This is a genomic window from Paenibacillus sp. 1_12, assembly GCF_900114475.1.
Lineage (GTDB): Bacteria > Bacillota > Bacilli > Paenibacillales > NBRC-103111 > Paenibacillus_S.
In genome coordinates, this window is record NZ_FOTE01000001.1 from 269,475 (window position 1) to 287,752 (window position 18,278).

Sequence of the window (18,278 nt, forward strand, 5' to 3'; positions counted from 1 at the left end):
ACCTGATTTAATATCGTAAATCACTAGGTTGTCCGTACGATTCAATAACCCGCAGTTTGCCTGCAATTTTCCCTACGTTTTGTGCCTTGACTGTGACGATATGGCCACCAAGATTCGTGATCACAAGAGGCTCCGACCCAGACATGTACATATATTCCACGCCTATAACCATGTCGCTTTCCTCTACCTCCTGAGTCCAAGGCTCGTTGAATAATCCATCATTGTTAGAGTCATAGGTAAAGGACCATAATCGTTTATCAATGTTATCTTGGTCCATACTTGCCGCATTTCCAACGTTCGTGTACGTGGCGTATCCCCTGTCACTTGGCTGCCTCGTACCTTTTTCATTGCCAAGCACTTCGCCTATTGGCTTTAAATCCGGATCAACGTCTATAATCGTCGATGTAGAATCCGACAACCCCTCCGTGTCTATAACCATTAGACTAACCTTGTACAGCCCTTGCTTCAAAACCTTCATATCTTTTAGCTTACCGGTGAACGGAGCGATGTAGATGATATCTGCTGCGGTTCCAAGTGTTTGCCCCATTACTGGATCTATGCTCCATGCATAGGTCAATGCAGCGCCTTTGGGACTGCTGCTTTTTGCCCCAGATAGTTGTATTCGCCGATCCTCTTTCAGCCAGCCGCTCACATCAATAATGGCTGTCGGTTCCGGGCCTATAACATATAAGGTCGAACAACCCGTAGCACTCACACCCGATTCGTTGGTTCCTGTTACACAGACTTTATGAGATCCCTTTTCAGCAGCTATAATGTTGGTATACTGCGCCGCATTCAGCGGGTTTGTCCAACCCTTTGCTGCAGGTAATCCTGCTACCCAAGACGATCCGTTATTGAAATTCCAAAGAATAGTGACTTTTTCTTTTCGACTATCTGATACCGTCGGTTTTAAGAAAACATTTGCACCTTGGACGACTTCGATCACCTCTGCGTTAGTGGACGAATCATACCAGGCTAACGATACGGTAGGTGCACCTGCAGTTTTGATGATTTCAAATGGCTTGGGACCGGCATAAGCTGTTTTTCCGCAGCTATCATGGAGAGCGTAATATACTTTGACGTTTCCAACCTCCATATCTCCCGGATACTTCGTCCCATTCCAAGCAAACGATATGTCGTCCGCTATGCCCGTAACAGGTCGATAAGGAAATTGATATTCCTTGTTACCCTGTTCAATAGCAAACCTGCCCTCTACAGGAGTGCAACTGGAGGCTGTGGGATTTTTGATTGTAACCTCAAAGATATCCATGTCCTTCCACTCGATGACTGGAAAACGAATCGTTAAGTCTACGACTAGAGCAGAGGTGCAATCTCCCGTACAAGGTCCAGGATCTCCACCTCCTGAGCAGTCGTTAACAGATGTAAAATTTACGGTTTTACTATTATTATTGTTATTCAATCCTTCATTAATATCGTCATTACTATCTACAAAAACGGTGATACTTTTCATCGTATTTGCCGTAAACTTGTAGTCAAATGCTCCATCGATTGTGGTAATCCCAATTCCAGTGGGAAAATCATGGGTCGCTATCGTAATCCCGTCAACACTAATGGATGTTTTAAATCCGGAAGAAACGGCGATATATTTGTTCTCGATAGTGTATTTGAAGTGAGCTGAAACATTGGATTCGATACATGAAGGGCCTGTTAAGGATTTGACTGTTAGATCTGGATAGGTTCCACCACCTGGATTGGTGATGGTGATGGCGACGGCAACCAGCTTCTGGTGCTCATACACTTTGCCGTAAACGGGTACCTGCCAACTGTCATACCACTCGATGACAATCCCATTCGTATTGTTACTAATCTGTTTATCATAGGGCACCGTAAATAAAATCGTATAATCAAAACGATAAGCAAATGTACTTTGGTTAATCTCTGTTACTACAGGATTATACTTAATATTTTCTATACTTAAGTTATATCCTTGAGAATCAAATTCAAACTTTTCTGGCTTTAAAAAAAATCCCGTAATTTTTTCAGTAGGGATCAGCCGTTTCGAAGATCCATATTTAAAATCTGAGATACTAGCCATATCTAAGTATCCAGAACGCTCTGTGGTCGCTTCATTACAAGGTCTTGAACCCGGGTAGCTTGTAGGCAAAGGACCTATCTGTTCAATCGGTTTTGTTGCATAGGCACACATTCCGGAAGGCGGCTGCGGTTGATTGGATAATGTAGATTTCAAATAGTGCCGATTGACTTGTGTAACTGCTAAAGGGTCTTGCCCAGCAGCAGGTGGTTCCGCATAATCATACATCCAAATCGATCTGTCTCCAGGATCACGAAACCATTGAAAAGGGCCTTGGGATAATGCCAATTTAACATTGCTCTCAACTTCAATTTCCCTCCCTTTGATCGGAGTATTTAAGTGATACATATTACTTGAAGTAGGATTCATTTCTGCTACGAATGCCCCTGTTTTATCTCTCAGTTCGACCCTTAGTATAGGATCAGTCACCGATGTAGTGGATACATCATTAGGGGTGACATATTGCTTTGGAGAAAGGAATTCATTCTGGTTGTCAGCGTTGACATTAATCACTTCTCCGGAAGGGTAACTTAAATCCGGCAGAAAAACCTCCGTTTGGGCCGCATACGCTTGATTGAATAATGGTATCCACAGATTGACTAGAAATATAGATAAGAGTATGAAACTGAGCCATTTATTCATTCAACTTCACCAAAAGATTCGTAATGAGAAGCAAAAATAATTGGGTCTGACTTATCGCCAAGTCCTTGAGCGGATCTTTTGTAAATCGCCACATCGCTATCGTTCTCAATTCTCAGATTCTTTGGAGAAATTTGTCCAGTAATGATACTGACCTCAGAAGTGTTTGGTGCCAATTCTATGATTCCATTTGCATAGTAGTACTCAGTTCCACTATTTAAATAAGGTACATAACTAACGATATTTATTAATTTATTAGCACTATCAACATTATCTCCAGTTTTCAGTTTTACTGGACTCAGATTCAAGTTTGCAAATGCAAAGGAAGGATTCCTCTGACTCGAATCATATCTAACAAAGTGATTAAAAGATAAAAACACATACGTATTATCAGGAACATCAGAACGGACGGTTCGTGTATTACCGACTTTCATATTCCACCTGAAATTTTCCGGAATAAGTTTCCGATTGGGATCTCGCGGATCATCCATGTCAATCACTACATACTTTTCCACCTCGGAATAACCGTTTTCATTCGCGAAACGGGTCCAATCCCATCTAAATTTGGACCCTGTTCTAACCCCATTCCCAAAATATTCAGGTGCCATCGAAAACACATTCGTATGGTGCCAAGCAATCTCAGCTTCGGAAGTTGCGTATTTATCCGCAGGCAACCTGGTTCCCGCCCGTATTTTCAAGATCCGCTCAATGACGGTAATCGCTTCGGCTCTCGTTGTGGGCTTGTCCATACCCAGCTCGCCGCTTTCATTCAGTCCGGTAATGATCCCATTGCTCGTCGCTAAATACATCCATTTGGTATCTTCGTCTGTAGTCGTTCCGGTGCCGCGAACAGCAATTTTTGCCATTTCTTCACGCAATATATTTCGATTCAAATCCTTATCCGTCCCTGTCTCACCACTGGTTATCAATCCATTCGCCTGTGCGGAAGCTAAGAACTGGCTGTGCCAGTATTCACTATTGGATGGATCAGTTTTAAACGCTAATCCTGTTACCAGCATTTTTACAAACTCCGCACGGGTGATCGAATTATTCGGCTTAAAGGTTTCATCCACATAACCATCGACATAACCCTTTTTCGCTGCGATTTGGATATCCGCCTCTGCCCAATGTCCTTGGGTATCTTTAAAGTTAATTTCTGCAGCCGCATGTATCGAGGCAATGGGCACCATAGTTGTAATTGCTGTCATTAGAGTAATGATCTTTAACGATTTTAGTAGTTTCATATAGGGTCTGCCTCCATTAATATATTGATTCTGTATATGTATCAATCATGTGACTCGCACACGCTATCGCTGCGAATAAAATAAAGGAATGTTACTTCCAGCTACCGTATAACTCAAACCGCCGTTCGCTATATATTCATCAAGCTGTTTTTTGGTAAGACTCACACCCAACTCCGTAGTAGTTGTTGCGCTGGATTCCTGATAGGCGGCAATCTCCGGTCCAATTGTTTGAATTGGATTAGATTGACTCTCCGTAATCTGAAAATAATCAGAAATGCGAATGTCCTGCTGCGATTTGCATAAATCCCAACTGAGCTGGAACAGCAGCATGTAACGCTCAGCTTTTTCATCTCCCCATGCAGTTGAAATAGATCGCTTGGAATCGTCCTCGTCCGCATCCACCACCGTAATTTGATTCACCGTAAGTCCTACATCCCCTAACCAATACTCAACAGGAAATTCCTTGAACGCCGGATGACCAAGCACCGTCATAAAATTGGTCCCTGTCATCGATAATTCGGCCAGCTCTACAGCCGTCTTGTCTACCGGTAGGACTCCGCCGTCCTTCAAACGCAAAACTCGTTCGACCACGGACACGGCCTGCGCGCGTGAGGTAGATTCATTTAACCCCAAATGACCTTCGGCAAGCCCTTGAATCAAGCCTTTTTTGGCCGCACTATACACAAGAGCTTTATCATCCACAGTAATCTCAGACTTTTGAAGCTCAGAGTTCGCTGCACGAACAATCAGCCTAATAATTTCCATTCTGCTGATTTCCCCATTGATGTCCTGCGTGAAGTCCGCATATTGATGCACACCGGAATTAACGGATGCTTTGAGATAGGGTTGATACCATTCGCCAGTGCCCAGCACAATTGGGGGGTTAATCGCGGCCACCAGCATTTTAATGAACTCTGCCCGACTCACTGCGGCTTCAGGTTGGAAGTTTCCATTCGGATAGCCCTCCACATATCCATGGTACACAGCTTTTGTAATACTAGCTTCAGCCCAGTGATTATGCGTGTCGTCAAAGTCCGACTTAGCCAATGCTTGACTAAGACTCATACTGGCTCCAGCTAATGACGCAGCAATTGTTACCCAGAGAATTATTGTTTTCATACGCTTTCGCCCCTTTTCTCAGTTTTATAAACAAAAAGAGCACCCCAAACCTAAGGTAAAAACCCTCGAATGGCGGTGCTTCCGACATATTATTATGAAATTATCTCTTAAAACCCATTATTTTCCTACAATAAGTCGATTATACTGGAATTTGGATTATTTATGCAACTATAAAATTTTTTACTGCTAATCTCCCTTACTTGGGATCCAATTCACCATAAGCCTGCTCCAAACCATCCTCCGAGCCCTTGGCGTGGCCCACCTTAAACCCTTCCTCATAGCCGCTGTTGAAGCCCTTATTGTATTCCTCGCTATAGGCTGCGTCACTATGCGGACTGACTTTAGGACTCCTGACTTTGCCTTTGGAAGTAGCGGTTCTGTTCTTTCTCAGTCGAATCCCAGGACGTCTGTGCGCTGATTTTTTTGCAGCGATTGCCTTTCTTGTCAAATGTCTATTGGGAGCTGAGGTTAATTTTCTGGTTGCCTTTTTCCGGTTCGAACCAGCTTTCCTCGTATGGATTTGCTTGCTGACAGTGAGCGTTTTGCGAACGGTTCGACGTTTTTGGGTTACAGACACTCGCGAGTGCACCTCCCTTCTCATCTTGGCTGTTCTCCTGAAGTCACATCTTTTCTTCTATAGCTTGGTGTAATTCGGCTATGTGTTCGTGGTTCAACCATGGTTTGCCGTTATGCCCTCGAACTCGCACTCTGCGCTGAATCGATATTCCTGTTATTTTGGCTGCAAGCTGACGTTGATAATTACTGATTAACTGAATATGATCAACAACGCGCTGTACAGTTTCCTTTGGATTCGAAATGATGCTCTCAGAGCTTATTTGGGCGTCTGCAGATTGCTGGGTAATGTCTGCAACGGCTTCAAGCATTTGGGTAAGCGCACGTTGGCTTCTCGCAAGTGAGGTCAGAATATGTTGTTGAATGCGCTGCTGCTCGTGCACGTATGCCGAAATGTTGGACCGGTCCGTCATTTGAAGCTCCCACCCAGATTGAACAAGTCGCCCATACCACCGCCACCCGAACCGCCGCCCATCATATCTTCCTCTTCTTTTTGATTTAAAATAATGACGAGATTTTTGGCCAGCGCACTTTCCATCTTGGTGAGTCCATCAATGAGCTCAATTAATTGATCGTGTACATCCATAGTTTCTTTTACTTGCTGAGCGTGATCCTCATAGGCAGAGAGGTTGAGACGATTACATATCCAATGGCGCGACTTCACCGCTTCGATTGCCTTCGCTTCCAAAATAATGGCAATATTCAATTGGAACTTGGCTGCCGATGTCATCATCCGATTAAACGATTCCGGTCTGCTCAAAACACGACCTCCCCTTACTGTACAATGTATAATCCAAGAAAATCCGAAATCTATTCGTCAGCAGCCTGGTCTCCCATTTCTTTCATCACACTGCTCAAATTTTCTGCCAAAGCATCCTCTAAATCGGCCAAGCTATTCAAATAGGAGGTAATGCTTTTCGTAATAAGAAGAGAGTGCTCCATCAGCGACTGAATCTCGCCAAGGTTCGGATCTACTGTTGAGACTTGATGATTGAGCAGCGATAAATGAACAACCACGTGCCGCTTGGCCTCAATAATATTAGCCATTTGCTCTTGCGAGTTGGCCATATGATGGATCATCTCTGTGATTTGATTTTGCACCCTTTGCTCCTCCTCAGAGCTTCCGTAGGAAGCTAACTTCGTAAGCATTTTCTTAGAGCTTCCGTAGGAAGCTAACTTCGTAAGCATTTTCTCAGAGCTTCCGTAGGAAGCTGGCTTCGTAAGCATTTTCTCAGAGCTTTCCGTAGAAGCTCATAATTGTAAAGCATCTCCTGTAGCCTATGCCGCAGCATGGAGGAAAGCCACTCATCGCACTGCCCAAATCTTAGATATTGTCTGCTCTCAGTGTAATCGGCGCAATAATCGGGAGTCCTATGGATATACTGCCTAACATAGAGTCATCTACAGAAACAGGTACTTGGCGGTCGAAACCCCATACGGATACTGCAAGCTCGGATATGATCCTTCGCACCCGCCCACCCTCATAAAAGAACAGTTGCCCATCCCGCTTCTGCAGCAGCATCCCTTCCTTCAAACCTAAGCTATGGTCAGCTGCGGCAAGGGTACGTTGACGGACCTCATCAGCATGTATTCCTTCCCCGCGTGTACAGCCTCTCAGCTCCACATGCGATAAGCGTGCTGGGGATACCTGCAGGCCCTCCACTCCCGCCAAAGGACGTCGCACACCAGCATGCAGTTCATAGACAGCACCACGATTCCCCTGCACAACAGCATGATCCGGATAGTATTGAATCATTGAACGCCGTTCTCCATTAGCAGGCAAGCTCTCCATTTCAACGATAAGCTGGTCAACGCTACCCCACTTTTTTGCATAAAAATCGAGATTGCGTCCATAGACCTCTCCCATCTCCGAGCCGAGCGCCTTCATACTCACACTGCCCACATGATGAATGAAAGCATCACCAGCAATGACAAGATCCATACCGAGCAGCCGAACCCTGAGGCAAAAATCATCATCTTCACAATTTCCGATCAAAAAACCTTCATCAAAATAACCAAGCCGCTCAAACAATTCCCTTCGAAAAAGCAGACAAAAGCCGGTGATTCTAGCTGTTTTTTTCCAACGAAGCGGATCGGAGCGATTGAACTCCATAGCAAAATGGTGCATCTCCTCAATCGACGTATACGAGGTGGCTACCAGCTGCTCACCGCTAATATAGTTTGTCATAGGCCCTACCAGCCCAAATCGTGCATTACTATCGAGACAGCGATGCAGGTTATTCAACCAGCCCTGAGTGACTACGGTATCATTATTGAGGAGCAGAAGCTTGGAGCCCCTTGCCATTTTCAAGCCCTGATTCACACCACCTGCGAAGCCCACATTATCCGGATTAATCCGATAGCGAAGCTTACCTGTCATCGAACGCAGATAGTCAGCGGTTCCGTCGGTGGATGCGTTGTCGATAATGATAATTTCGTGGGGCTCGGGTGTAAACTGACCGATGCTTTCGACGCACTGACGCAGCAGCTCACCTTGATTAAAAGTCGGAATAATGATACTCGTACCTTCAAAAGTAACCGTGAAAGAAGCTGCACCCTCAGTAACTCCTGAAGAATAACCGCTCTCGTAGCCTGCCTGATAGCCAGCTTCATAGCCAATCCTGAATCGGTGAGACACTTTAGCAGCATTCAATTTACCAAAGGGGCGTTTCCCTTTTTTATGGATGATTCGCGAAGCTTGGCTTTTACCAGCTTTACTTCGATGAAGAGTTCGCTTGCTACCACTTTTGGATCCATGACGTTGTCCGCTTACTGCGGCTGCTTGCCGCTTATGTGATGAATGTTCTGATTTGCTGATCCTACTGGATGCTTGCCGCCTGTTCGTAGAACGTCTCGGTTTGCTGACCTTAAGAACTGCTTTCCGCCTGCTCATCGTTTGTTTAGGCCTCCTGGTCATCCGGTAGTGTCACCTCCTTCCGGTTTGATGTAGGTTTATAATCATCCTCACGAGGCCGCTGCTTCAGCACAAGGCTTCCTTGCGGCTTGCCAGTTCATCAGCCAAATGGCCAAAATCGATAGCGACTTTGCCCATCTCAGTTGCGATTCGCTGTGCTATCGTGACGGCTGACACCCCCGCAGATATAAGTGCAAGATCGAAATTATGGCGGGATACCTCCCCCATCACACGCGGAATATCCCTGACACCATGTACCGGCGTTACGATTCCGCTAACTGTGATCCCATGCTCAGTCAGAACAGCAGATAACGTTTCTGCCATATTGCCTACAAGCAGCACCCGACTTCCACGTAACAGTCCTGCTAATCGTCCTTCTTTAAAAATGTAATAGTTGACAAGAGAGTGGGTCAGACTCAAGCTATGGTAGTCGATTCCATGCGCGCGCAGCGCTTGAAAAGCCATCGGCTGATAAGTGAAATTGCGTAGTTTCGGAATGCCGACTACTGTCGCCTGCTTCAAGGAGCTAACGAGCTGATCTCTCGCGGCCAAATCTGGCACATCGACTCCTGCATAGCTGAGAAACTTTCCTTCCTTCCTCACCTGATCAATGCTGAGAACAGTTTCCTGCGCCATCGTCAATACTTCGCCATCCCCAATTCGCACCAGTGAAAAAGGGGTTTTTGTATCCAATGCATTCCGCAGACGATTAGTAATTTGCTCCGCATTTTGCAATATAAAAAATTGAGAATGCAGCTGCCCAATCCCCGCTTCAATAATGTGTCTGATTGATATTTCAGGTAAAATCGCATCAAAGGGCAGCAAAGAATCGACAATTCCGTCGCCTCCTGCATACAAGCCATCCTTATGTCCATCTAAGTGTCCTTGATTATAGCTCTGCTCGTGGATCTGCTCGCTGGTCAGGTTGTTGGACATCTTCGACTGCCCATCCTGAAATCCGGACTGATAGCCCTTGGAATGCGATTCATCCAGCATCTGATTGACAATGGATGAGCGGAACCTTTTGGTATTCTTAGCTTTCCCTCGAGTAAAATTTCTTTTCCCCTGTTTATTATCGGGCTTTCTCTTCAGCTTCAGGGGCAACTTATGCAAGACATGGCTTTGTTTGGCTTGCTTGCTGCTGTTGATCTGCTTGCCGTATAGAGATTGGGATGGTTTGCCACCCGCTGACTGCTTACTAACCTTCCGTTTAATCTTTAATTTCATGGTATCAACACCTCGTCATCGTCACATTGTGTGCAGCTGTTCATGACAGAAAAGCAGCATGCAGCAGCTCTTGCAGCCGTGAACTATACGTATGCTCACGCACGGTTCGTGCCAGTCCTTTCAATGCAATTCGTCTGCGCTGCTCCTCATGCTGCAAGTAATACTCGATTTTGTGAGCCAACTCCTCTGGGGAGGCAAAGGTCTCAATCTCTTCACCCGGTGTATAAAATGTCGCCAGCCCTTCTCTTGCATCAACCAACTGAAGGGTGCCTACAGCGCCAATTTCAAACGTGCGGGGATTCGGTGTGAGAGCGGGGATTCTTCGCTGATTCGCATTGATTTCATCATCATCAAAAGCACGATGGCAGTTGATTACGATCTTGGCACCCGCATAGCAATTGACTGTATCCTCACTCGTCAGCCAAGCGGCGTCTCCACGAATAAACGGCTGCAGCAGCGAATATTGCTCCAGCCGTTCCCACCACCTGCCGGCAATTAACGTTTTTTTCGATGCGAGCAGCGGGGCGATTGCATCGAATAAGGCGATACGATTCCGATAGCCGCTTCCCAGAAAACAGATTTCATTATGGAACTCGGATGCAACCCGTTGAGGCTTATAACTATGTGTGGATACGGCCAAAGGGATAAAGTGAACCTTTGGACACCCAAGGCCACGATAATATTCGACACAGCTTAACTCCTGTGTGAACACGATATCGTAGTTCAGAGCAATTCCTCCGGACAGATCAGCGTAATAAGGATCGTCGGTGAACCAGACAGCCGTGCGATGGCCCCGTTGACGAAGCAGTTGGATGGTCTCGGTGGATACATAATCCATACCATTAAATACGAGCACGAGATCAGGCTTCATAGTCTGAGCTATTTCGGCAACATCATCAAATGGCGTGACTACCCGCAGCTCGGCAACAAGCTCATGTAAGCTTAGCAGCAGCCCGCGTTCTATCGTTGCATAAGGATCTCCCTGTCCGGATACGACAAACAAAATCCGCCATTGTCTCGTTGGAAGTGGTTCATTACGCTGGTTACTACGAATGACCGTCTCACAGCTTCCCAAATGATGCCCCTCGGATTGACCAAGCGGATAGCCTGTATGCCAGCCTTGACGAAATCCCTCGGTCATTCTTCGTTCTATTGGCTTCTTTGAATTCCTGTTAATTCTTGTGACTCTTCGATTCCTTGAAGCTCTTGAAATCTTTGAATAGTTTCGTCTATCCCTTCTCTTATCATGTTTACTTTTGCCCGCAACTACCATCGTCGGCTCCCCCCTTTCCGCTATTATGGAAATAATATCTGCAGCATGGTCAGGAGTCTTTGGCTGTACGAATGCTGCTCCAACGTACGGCGTAAACCACGCAGCGCAATGGCTTCACGCTCCTCATCATGCTCCAGATAATAGCTCGCTTTTTCTATAAAATCCGTCGGCGAGTCATAGGTTGCAATCTCTCTTCCGGGCACATATAGCTGCGGCAAATCCGTTCGAGAATCTGTCAGCTGAAAAGCACCACTCGCGCATATTTCATACGTACGAGGGTTGATCGAATGTCCGATAATACCTCTGCTGTTAAAGTTAGCGGGATCCTGATCCGAACGGTGCAGATTGATGACGATCTTCGCTCCGTTATAAAAGCTCGCCGTTTCCTCAGGTGGCATCCAGTTGATATTCGGCTTGATTTTATCCCTGAGCAGTTCGTAATTTCCGAGACGGTCCCACCACCAGCCAGCAATCATCGTCTTTTTTCGAGCTAAAAAAGGGGCTACCTCTTCAATAAACGCGATTCGGTTCCAAAATCCATTAGCTATAAAACAAATATCGGTATGATAAGGAAGCTCTACTTTTCGGGGTGCGTACAGGTGCATCGCTGCAGCAAGCGGAAGGTAATGAACCTGCGCACAACCGAGCTCCCTATACCAGGCAACACAGTTCATCTCATGTGTAAACACGATATCATAACGCGGGGCAAGTATGGCACTGATGTCCGAGTGATACGGATCGTCTACCATCCAAACGACGGTTCGAATACCCTGCGCGCGCAAGGCATCAACCTGTACAGAAGGGAATCGGGTACCGTTCAAGACGACAACCAGATCAGGTCGAAGCTGCTCCGCCATTGATGCAGCATCTTCTCCCTCGTGAAGTGGGGTGACCAACCTGACCCTTCTCTGAAGGGCTGTAATGATCCCATCATCCAGCGAAACAAAACCTTCCTTTACATAGAAAATGTGCACATCCCAATAAGCCTCCGGTTCAGCGGCTCTCCTAGCTACAACCGCCTCACTGCCTCCCAGATGAATACCGTACTGGTTTCCGTGTGTATAACCATCCCGTCGACCTTCTTCATAACCATTGGTTACAGGAGCATGTGGAATGATTGATTTAACCTTCCTCTTGATTTTCCAATGTGTTGTCTGTCCAGCTCTTAGTCCGCCTTTCACTCCCGTTTTCAGCTTTAGCTTATTCACAGCCTGCTGTCTAACGGTCTTCTCGAACCTATGCCCAGCCTTCGGTCCGGCAATCCATTTGGATTTCAAACCTATTTTCCGTACGTTTCGTCTCGTTTTCAAGCAAGTTCACCCCCATCCAATTTCACGAGACTGTGGGGATCAACACCCCATTTCTGCACAAATTTATTGTGATTTTGGTTAATCAAGCTTTGGAGTTCCTTATCGCCTTCTTTATTAAAGTCAGTACTACCCAGATGGTATACCAAACTATCACCTGCAATCAGTAACCGATAACCACTCAATTGCGCCCTGTAGCAATAATCATCCTCAAAGTGACCAAATGAAAACTGTTCGTCGAAAAATCCAATATGTTCCACAAGCTCTCTTTTGATTAGAAAGCAATATCTATCCAGCCGCTTTGCTGACAGCCATTTCGGTAAATCTGGAATGTTTGCCACCTCAGCAGAAGGCGCAGGGAGAATACTTGGCATCTCCCCCATTCCCCTGCCTCTTGCGTGATGGGTCATAGGGCTAACGATTCCGATCTCCTCACTGCTGTAAAGGCAGTGCAGTAGGGTGGTGAGCCAGTCGGGCGATGCCACTACGGCATTGTCCAGCAGCATCAGCGCATCACCGCTGGCTAGATGAAGTCCAAGGTTGCACGCTCTCGAACCCCCCCGGCTGGACGGAGTGGAAATAAAACGTACTTGCTGCTGGCGGCAATACTCGACAGTGCCATCGGTAGAGCCATCATCGACAACGATAATTTCATAAGGGATATCCGTATACTTCTTAATGGATTGGATGCACCTCTGCAGCAGGGGAAGCCCGTTTCTATTGGTAATTATAATACTCGTCTTCTTCATCCTTATGAGCCTCCTCCCCTACACCAGATAAGATCTTTTTCGAATGAGATCGGTAAAAGACAACCTTTCCCCACCCAGCTGCTGTACAGCATGGAGCGCTTCGATATGATCTCCAATGATCATATCGGATACAGAATTGTTCGCCCCTTTGTTATGTTGATTGACCCTATTGGTTGTAATCACATCTACACTCCAGGGAGCGGTAACAACCAATCCTTTGGCAATGGCAAGCGCTTGGGCTTTGGGTGGCACCATCAACTGCTCAATGCCAATCGTATCCAGCGCTTTGCGTGATAAAGCATGAGGCACTGCTGTTAACGAATCCGCACCCAGATCAGGTCGACCCAGCGATACATTAATCAGCTGCTTTACCATACTAACTCCATCCCAGTGGGCAAATGTCCTGAGATAAGGCGAGATGTGATTAAGTGCCACGTCCGCTCCCCGATCGATAGCTGCTATAAAAGGGATTAATTGCTCGGCAGCGATGGTCATATCACCATCTACATAGACGACAATGTCCGAACCCGTGAGCTTTGACCCGATTGCCCGGCCGACATCATAACCCAAAGGCTCTGGGTAATAGACAACTATGGCACTCGATCCTTTTCTAACCCTCTGAAAAGTCGAATCGCCAGAGCCGTTAACGACGACAATAATTTCTTCCAAGGGCATTCGTTGAAGCTGATGCAGCACGTTCATCACCGTTGCTTCCTCATTCATTACGGAAATCACAACGCTCACCGTTCGTTCTGTCGGGAGCAGCATCCATTCCCGAACATTAATTCCCGAAATGAGGCTATAGCCTTCGAGATAACCTTTTACAGCTTCACAATAATGCGGCCAGGACTTTTTGTTAAAAGACTTCTCCTTGATTCTCGCTAGCCATTGATTATTTACCATTTTTTTACTACAACTATCCTCAGGCTTAGGGTGATGCAGCGCATCTTCACGACCTACTTGTTCGCCCCATCCTTTCCAGTTAAACAAAATTCGAGGAGCCGATCGAGATTTAAGCTTTGGCAAGATTTTTTTCCTCTTCAGCCTGATCGTTCCCAGTGGATGTTGTAACCGGCTATTCCGGCTCGAAACAGCTTTATGCCGAAATAGACCACCAGCAAAAGCACCTTTTTTTTTGCGAAGCTTCATACCAATCACCTCACCAGCTCTCTCTTTCTGCCCATATCTGTTTTCCCACACCGTTCACCCTGCTGCAGTGTCAGCCAATAGATCGCCTCCAGATGATCGCCTACTATTAGATCGCCAACGGGATCCAGCTTCCGATATTTGCGGCGCAGCGGATTCAGCTTTAATACGTTAATATAATGAACAGCTTCCATACGCAGCTTGGCCGCCTGTGCTATCACCTGGAATTTAGGTGGCACTGCCAGATTCTCGGCATCAATCTGGTGCAGTGCCTTCCTGCTAATGGCGTGGGGCACCGTTGTCATTGAAGCCCCCTTCAAGTCAGATCTGCCTAAAATTGCATTCAATGCATGCTTGACCGTAACAACCTGATGAACCTCTTTACGATTTGTCAGTCCGGAATAACAATTCAATGCCACATCGACCCCATTGCTAACAGCTTCCACAAAAGGCCGCAGCTCACGTGCAGGAATGACCATGTCTCCGTCCAGGAACAGGATTACATCACCCTTTGCTGCCTTAGCACCGATGCTTCTGCCCACATCATGACCCAACTGCTCTTGGAACTCAATGACAATTGCGCCGAGTTTTCTGGCCAACTGCTTCGTGCCATCCTTGGAGCCATTGCATACAACAATAACCTCACAATCCTTATGAATGGCATAAGCTTGCCGGATAACTCCAGCCAATGTTTTTCTCTCATTGAATACCGGAATGATGATCGAAACCTTAGGCCTCGAAGCATTTCGGACAAGAGTTTTTCGCAGCGGCTTTTTCATGAATTTCCAACTCCTGTTCCAGATCAATAGTCTCTTCTCCTTCTTCATCTTATGTCCATCCGTCTGGTGAAACAGGGCATTCGTTCCATAGGCCTTAAAATCGGGCGAAAAGCCCGTCCAGAGTGAAATCTTAAAGAAGGCCACACTTGGCTTGACCATAGTCAAACGCCGTTTTTTGCTTGTAGGGGGTCAAGGGTCTATAAGTCATTCCAAAAGCCTGCATAGTATATTGCCAAGTGCATATCCACTGCTGCCTTCTATCCGTTCAAGAGTTGGTTTGCGCATATACATTCTTGTTGAATTAGCAGGCGTTCTATAAGAATGCCAACAAATGCTTCCCCGGAAAGGGTGACCACCATGACTTTAGCCATCAAAGCAAGGAAGAAAAAGAGGACCCTGGCAGCAGCCGATAGTTCCCACAAAAAGCTTAGAAGAAAGCTCAGACTAAGAAGAAAAAAACACAGAATCAAAACCAGACTGAAAGGGAAGTTAAAGTTAAGAAAGTTAAAACGAAGAGGCAAGCTGAGATTGAAACGGAGAAACAAGCTCAAACGTAGATCGAAACGCAGAGCTATCAGAAGAAAGAAATGGAAGCTATCCAGAAAAAACAGTAAGTTCAAGAATAAACGAAGAAAGGCTAGAAGAAAAAAACGTTCACCTGTACCTTCTCAGGCGGCTGTTGTAGAAGCAACCCCACCAGCTGCAGCCCCCACTGATGGACCCGGAAATGCACCAGGCATTAACTTGATCGGTTTTATCCACGCGGAAATTGGACTTGGGGAATCCGCACGCTTGGCAGCAAGAGCTATTCAAACCACCGATATCCCATTTGGTATTATTGACTTCCCCCTAAATGTCGCCAATCGTATGGATGACATGACATGGGCTCATAAAGAAATACAGCATCCGGCTTTCAATACGAATATTCTTCATATGAATGGTGATTCCCTTCTGCATGCACAAATGCATTTTGGCGAGGGGTTATTTCAAGGTCGCCACAACATCGGATTCTGGCATTGGGAGCTCCCTGACTTCCCAGACGAGAACCTGCCAGGATTTGATCTGGTCAATGAGGTTTGGGTACCGACCAGCTTTGTACACGAATCCGTATCCAAAAAATCTCCAGTGCCTGTTATCCGCATCCCGCATGGAATTCATGTTGAGGTTTCACCTGAGATTAACCGTAACACATTCGGACTACCGGATAATCAATTCCTCTTCTATATGATGTATGATGTGCAGAGCCATACAGCACGAAAGAATCCGCAAGCCGTCATCGAAGCGTTCAAGCTTGCTTTTGAAATGAATAATCCTAATGTGGGACTTGTCCTAAAAATTAATAATATGAGCTTTCAACCTTCAGATCTAGAGGGACTGCGAGAGCTCGTTAGCGGACACAGCAATATCTATATCATCGACCGTATTTTATCCCGTGTGGAAGTCAATTCCCTTCTTCAATGTACAGATTGCTTCGTTTCCCTGCATCGTTCGGAAGGTTTCGGACTCGGTCTAGCGGAAGCGATGTATTTGGGAAAACCGGTCGTTGCAACGAACTGGTCAGGTAATACTGACTTTATGAATCCAACCAACTCCTGTCCTGTTAATTACCAGCTTGTACAGGTTGGCCAGGACTGGGGACCATATAAAGCTTATCAAACGTGGGCAGAACCGGATGTTCACCATGCCGCCCAGCTCATGCATAATCTCGTCAACAATGCCGAATGGCGCCAATCGATAGCTGCTAACGGTCAACAAACTATTCGTAACGAATATTCTCCGCAAGTGGTAGGAAAAATGATTAAAGAGCGTCTGAGAAATCTCGGATTAATTTAATTACCTAAAAATGTAGGAATACCCTCGGGTAATGCCCGAACATGTCCCCCTCCCGCTGCATTTACTATTATATGCTAAGCGGGAGGAGGTGAATTACCATGGCAGTAACTGTATACTCCACTGGCTCTGTTTCTCACAGATTATTTACAGGTAACCATATTCGTGTAAACATCGATAACAGGACCAACGCCATTCAAACGTTCCGTGCCTTATTGTGGAACACATCGAACGGGCTCAGCCCCAAGGTTCTACTTGCTGAGGAGCTCGCAACTGTTGGAGCCAACGGCGCCGTCAATTTTCGATTGACGGCAAGTGCTCATGCGGACAATGCATTCGAAGTTGAAGTACGTTTGTCTGATATCCACATGACTGTGGTGTTGGATGACGGAACTGGCGGTTTGGATTTTGACGGTAAGCTCCCTATTCTTCCTGGAGAATTCTTCATCCAGTTCGATCCAAACGGAAGCGTGTAAAATGAGATGAATGGCCGCCACATGGCGGTCATTTTTTTGTTCATACAACAAAAAAGAACAAGCAGTGATGCTTGTTCGAAGAAAAACACATTATTCATTTAGCTTTGCATAATAGCTTATATTAGTCCTTACAAAATTTGAATCCTCCGTAGTTAATTGATCGTTAAACCAGCACTTGCATAGCCAGTCAACGTAGCCAAAGCTCCTCCTGTCATGGAAAACACCAGCAATAGACGTGTCTGTGAAGTTACCGGAATGTTCAATCCAGTAGTAATTCCGTTACTAATTTGACCAATAGAGATTAGTGCATTGTAAGGTGGAGCCAGCGTTACAACAGCACCTACAACTGGTGAAAAAATGTTATTAGGTGTAGAAGAACTGTATAATTGTGCCGTGACGGTAGTTGATCCTAGAAGCGTTACGACTACTGAAACGCTGAAAAAAGCGGTAATGGATGTGATCGTACCAGCACGAGGCACTGAAAAAGCAAAGTTATTAAGCGCAGTAACATCAATAGTTCCACCTAAAAGACTAACACTGGTAGCAGAGCTGCCGAATCCAACTACGCTGCCTAAACCTACAAGTCCACCCGCTATAGTGGTCATAACAATTGGAGCACCTGATGCAAATGGAATGATTGCACCAGTTCCTGGAATTCCTGTAGCTCCTTGGGCTCCTGTAGCTCCTTGCGCTCCTGTATCCCCTTGTGCCCCTGTAGCTCCTTGGGCTCCTGTAGCTCCTTGCGCTCCCGTAGCTCCTTGCGCTCCTGTAGCTCCTTGCGCTCCCGTAGTTCCTTGTGGGCCTGCTGCTCCTTGTGCTCCTGCATCCCCTTGAGCTCCTGTAGCACCTTGAGCTCCCGTAGCTCCTTGTGGGCCTGCTGCTCCTTGGGCTCCCGTTGTTCCTTGTGGGCCTGCTGCCCCTTGGGCTCCAGTATCCCCTTGTGCTCCTG

The 18,278-nt window shown here is 46.2% G+C and carries 17 protein-coding genes; 2 read left to right on the forward strand and 15 right to left on the reverse strand.

The annotated features are described in order from the left end of the window. Window positions 1–7: 7 nt before the first annotated feature. From BM210_RS01150 to BM210_RS01215, 14 genes are all read right to left on the reverse strand, one after another. Entirely contained in the window at window positions 8–2,695 is a 2,688-nt protein-coding gene (locus BM210_RS01150) for a CARDB domain-containing protein (protein WP_091163692.1), read from the reverse strand. After that, a complete protein-coding gene (locus BM210_RS01155) occupies window positions 2,692–3,936 on the reverse strand; it encodes an S-layer homology domain-containing protein (RefSeq protein WP_091163694.1) in 1,245 nt (414 codons plus the stop codon). The genes BM210_RS01150 and BM210_RS01155 overlap by 4 nt, the downstream gene beginning before the upstream one ends. Before the next feature lie 63 nt (window positions 3,937–3,999). Further along, the gene (locus tag BM210_RS01160) at window positions 4,000–5,055 is read right to left on the reverse strand and encodes an S-layer homology domain-containing protein (protein ID WP_091163696.1); all 1,056 of its coding nucleotides are present in this window, start codon (window positions 5,053–5,055) and stop codon (window positions 4,000–4,002) included. Window positions 5,056–5,251: 196 nt separating this feature from the next. Continuing rightward, window positions 5,252–5,656: a hypothetical protein gene (locus tag BM210_RS01165; protein WP_143100971.1), complete on the reverse strand. Its 405-nt coding sequence runs from the start codon at window positions 5,654–5,656 to the stop codon at window positions 5,252–5,254. 19 nt (window positions 5,657–5,675) lie between these two features. After that, complete coding sequence (locus tag BM210_RS01170; protein WP_091163700.1) at window positions 5,676–6,041, reverse strand: hypothetical protein; 366 nt, start codon at window positions 6,039–6,041, stop codon at window positions 5,676–5,678. Next, a complete protein-coding gene (locus tag BM210_RS01175) occupies window positions 6,038–6,388 on the reverse strand; it encodes an alpha-helical endospore appendage domain-containing protein (RefSeq protein WP_091163702.1) in 351 nt (116 codons plus the stop codon). Before BM210_RS01175 ends, BM210_RS01170 begins: the two co-directional genes overlap by 4 nt. A gap of 50 nt (window positions 6,389–6,438) precedes the next feature. Then, window positions 6,439–6,729, reverse strand: a complete 291-nt coding sequence (locus BM210_RS01180; RefSeq protein ID WP_091164646.1) for a hypothetical protein — start codon at window positions 6,727–6,729, stop codon at window positions 6,439–6,441. Between the two features lie 223 nt (window positions 6,730–6,952). Then, window positions 6,953–8,521 carry a glycosyltransferase family 2 protein gene (locus BM210_RS01185; RefSeq protein WP_091163704.1) on the reverse strand — a complete coding sequence of 523 codons (1,569 nt, stop codon included), beginning with the start codon at window positions 8,519–8,521 and terminating at the stop codon, window positions 6,953–6,955. Between the two features lie 87 nt (window positions 8,522–8,608). Next, complete coding sequence (locus BM210_RS01190; protein WP_256223191.1) at window positions 8,609–9,769, reverse strand: GT-D fold domain-containing protein; 1,161 nt, start codon at window positions 9,767–9,769, stop codon at window positions 8,609–8,611. Between the two features lie 40 nt (window positions 9,770–9,809). Beyond that, window positions 9,810–10,910 carry a CgeB family protein gene (locus BM210_RS01195; RefSeq protein WP_091163705.1) on the reverse strand — a complete coding sequence of 367 codons (1,101 nt, stop codon included), beginning with the start codon at window positions 10,908–10,910 and terminating at the stop codon, window positions 9,810–9,812. A gap of 155 nt (window positions 10,911–11,065) precedes the next feature. Then, entirely contained in the window at window positions 11,066–12,352 is a 1,287-nt protein-coding gene (locus tag BM210_RS01200; RefSeq protein ID WP_256223192.1) for a CgeB family protein, read from the reverse strand. Further along, on the reverse strand, window positions 12,349–13,098 hold the full coding sequence (locus tag BM210_RS01205) for a glycosyltransferase family 2 protein (protein WP_091163707.1): 750 nt from the start codon (window positions 13,096–13,098) through the stop codon (window positions 12,349–12,351). The genes BM210_RS01200 and BM210_RS01205 overlap by 4 nt, the downstream gene beginning before the upstream one ends. A gap of 18 nt (window positions 13,099–13,116) precedes the next feature. Next, window positions 13,117–14,247, reverse strand: coding sequence for a glycosyltransferase family 2 protein (locus BM210_RS01210; protein ID WP_143100972.1), 1,131 nt, complete (start codon window positions 14,245–14,247; stop codon window positions 13,117–13,119). A gap of 5 nt (window positions 14,248–14,252) precedes the next feature. Continuing rightward, window positions 14,253–15,023, reverse strand: a complete 771-nt coding sequence (locus tag BM210_RS01215) for a glycosyltransferase family 2 protein (protein ID WP_091163710.1) — start codon at window positions 15,021–15,023, stop codon at window positions 14,253–14,255. 528 nt (window positions 15,024–15,551) lie between these two features. Here BM210_RS01215 and BM210_RS01220 point away from each other — a divergent pair. Together BM210_RS01220 and BM210_RS01225 are read left to right on the forward strand one after the other, a co-directional pair. After that, window positions 15,552–16,856 carry a glycosyltransferase family 4 protein gene (locus BM210_RS01220; protein ID WP_256223193.1) on the forward strand — a complete coding sequence of 435 codons (1,305 nt, stop codon included), beginning with the start codon at window positions 15,552–15,554 and terminating at the stop codon, window positions 16,854–16,856. A 98-nt stretch (window positions 16,857–16,954) separates the two neighbouring features. Next, complete coding sequence (locus BM210_RS01225) at window positions 16,955–17,329, forward strand: hypothetical protein (protein ID WP_091163712.1); 375 nt, start codon at window positions 16,955–16,957, stop codon at window positions 17,327–17,329. A gap of 152 nt (window positions 17,330–17,481) precedes the next feature. Here BM210_RS01225 and BM210_RS01230 read toward each other — a convergent pair. Continuing rightward, window positions 17,482–18,278: exosporium glycoprotein BclB-related protein (locus BM210_RS01230; protein WP_218184882.1), on the reverse strand; the 797-nt coding region annotated here is incomplete at its 5' end.

Bases quoted from the DNA above. Each gene is read 5' to 3' on its own strand.
- BM210_RS01190 (WP_256223191.1), bottom strand. From the start codon at position 9,769: ATGAAATTAAAGATTAAACGGAAGGTTAGTAAGCAGTCAGCGGGTGGC.
- BM210_RS01195 (WP_091163705.1), bottom strand. From the start codon at position 10,910: ATGACCGAGGGATTTCGTCAAGGCTGGCATACAGGCTATCCGCTTGGT.
- BM210_RS01165 (WP_143100971.1), bottom strand. From the start codon at position 5,656: ATGAGAAGGGAGGTGCACTCGCGAGTGTCTGTAACCCAAAAACGTCGA.
- BM210_RS01160 (WP_091163696.1), bottom strand. From the start codon at position 5,055: ATGAAAACAATAATTCTCTGGGTAACAATTGCTGCGTCATTAGCTGGA.
- BM210_RS01215 (WP_091163710.1), bottom strand. From the start codon at position 15,023: ATGAAAAAGCCGCTGCGAAAAACTCTTGTCCGAAATGCTTCGAGGCCT.
- BM210_RS01170 (WP_091163700.1), bottom strand. From the start codon at position 6,041: ATGACGGACCGGTCCAACATTTCGGCATACGTGCACGAGCAGCAGCGC.
- BM210_RS01225 (WP_091163712.1), top strand. From the start codon at position 16,955: ATGGCAGTAACTGTATACTCCACTGGCTCTGTTTCTCACAGATTATTT.
- BM210_RS01155 (WP_091163694.1), bottom strand. From the start codon at position 3,936: ATGAAACTACTAAAATCGTTAAAGATCATTACTCTAATGACAGCAATT.
- BM210_RS01150 (WP_091163692.1), bottom strand. From the start codon at position 2,695: ATGAATAAATGGCTCAGTTTCATACTCTTATCTATATTTCTAGTCAAT.
- BM210_RS01210 (WP_143100972.1), bottom strand. From the start codon at position 14,247: ATGAAGCTTCGCAAAAAAAAAGGTGCTTTTGCTGGTGGTCTATTTCGG.
- BM210_RS01185 (WP_091163704.1), bottom strand. From the start codon at position 8,521: ATGAGCAGGCGGAAAGCAGTTCTTAAGGTCAGCAAACCGAGACGTTCT.
- BM210_RS01205 (WP_091163707.1), bottom strand. From the start codon at position 13,098: ATGAAGAAGACGAGTATTATAATTACCAATAGAAACGGGCTTCCCCTG.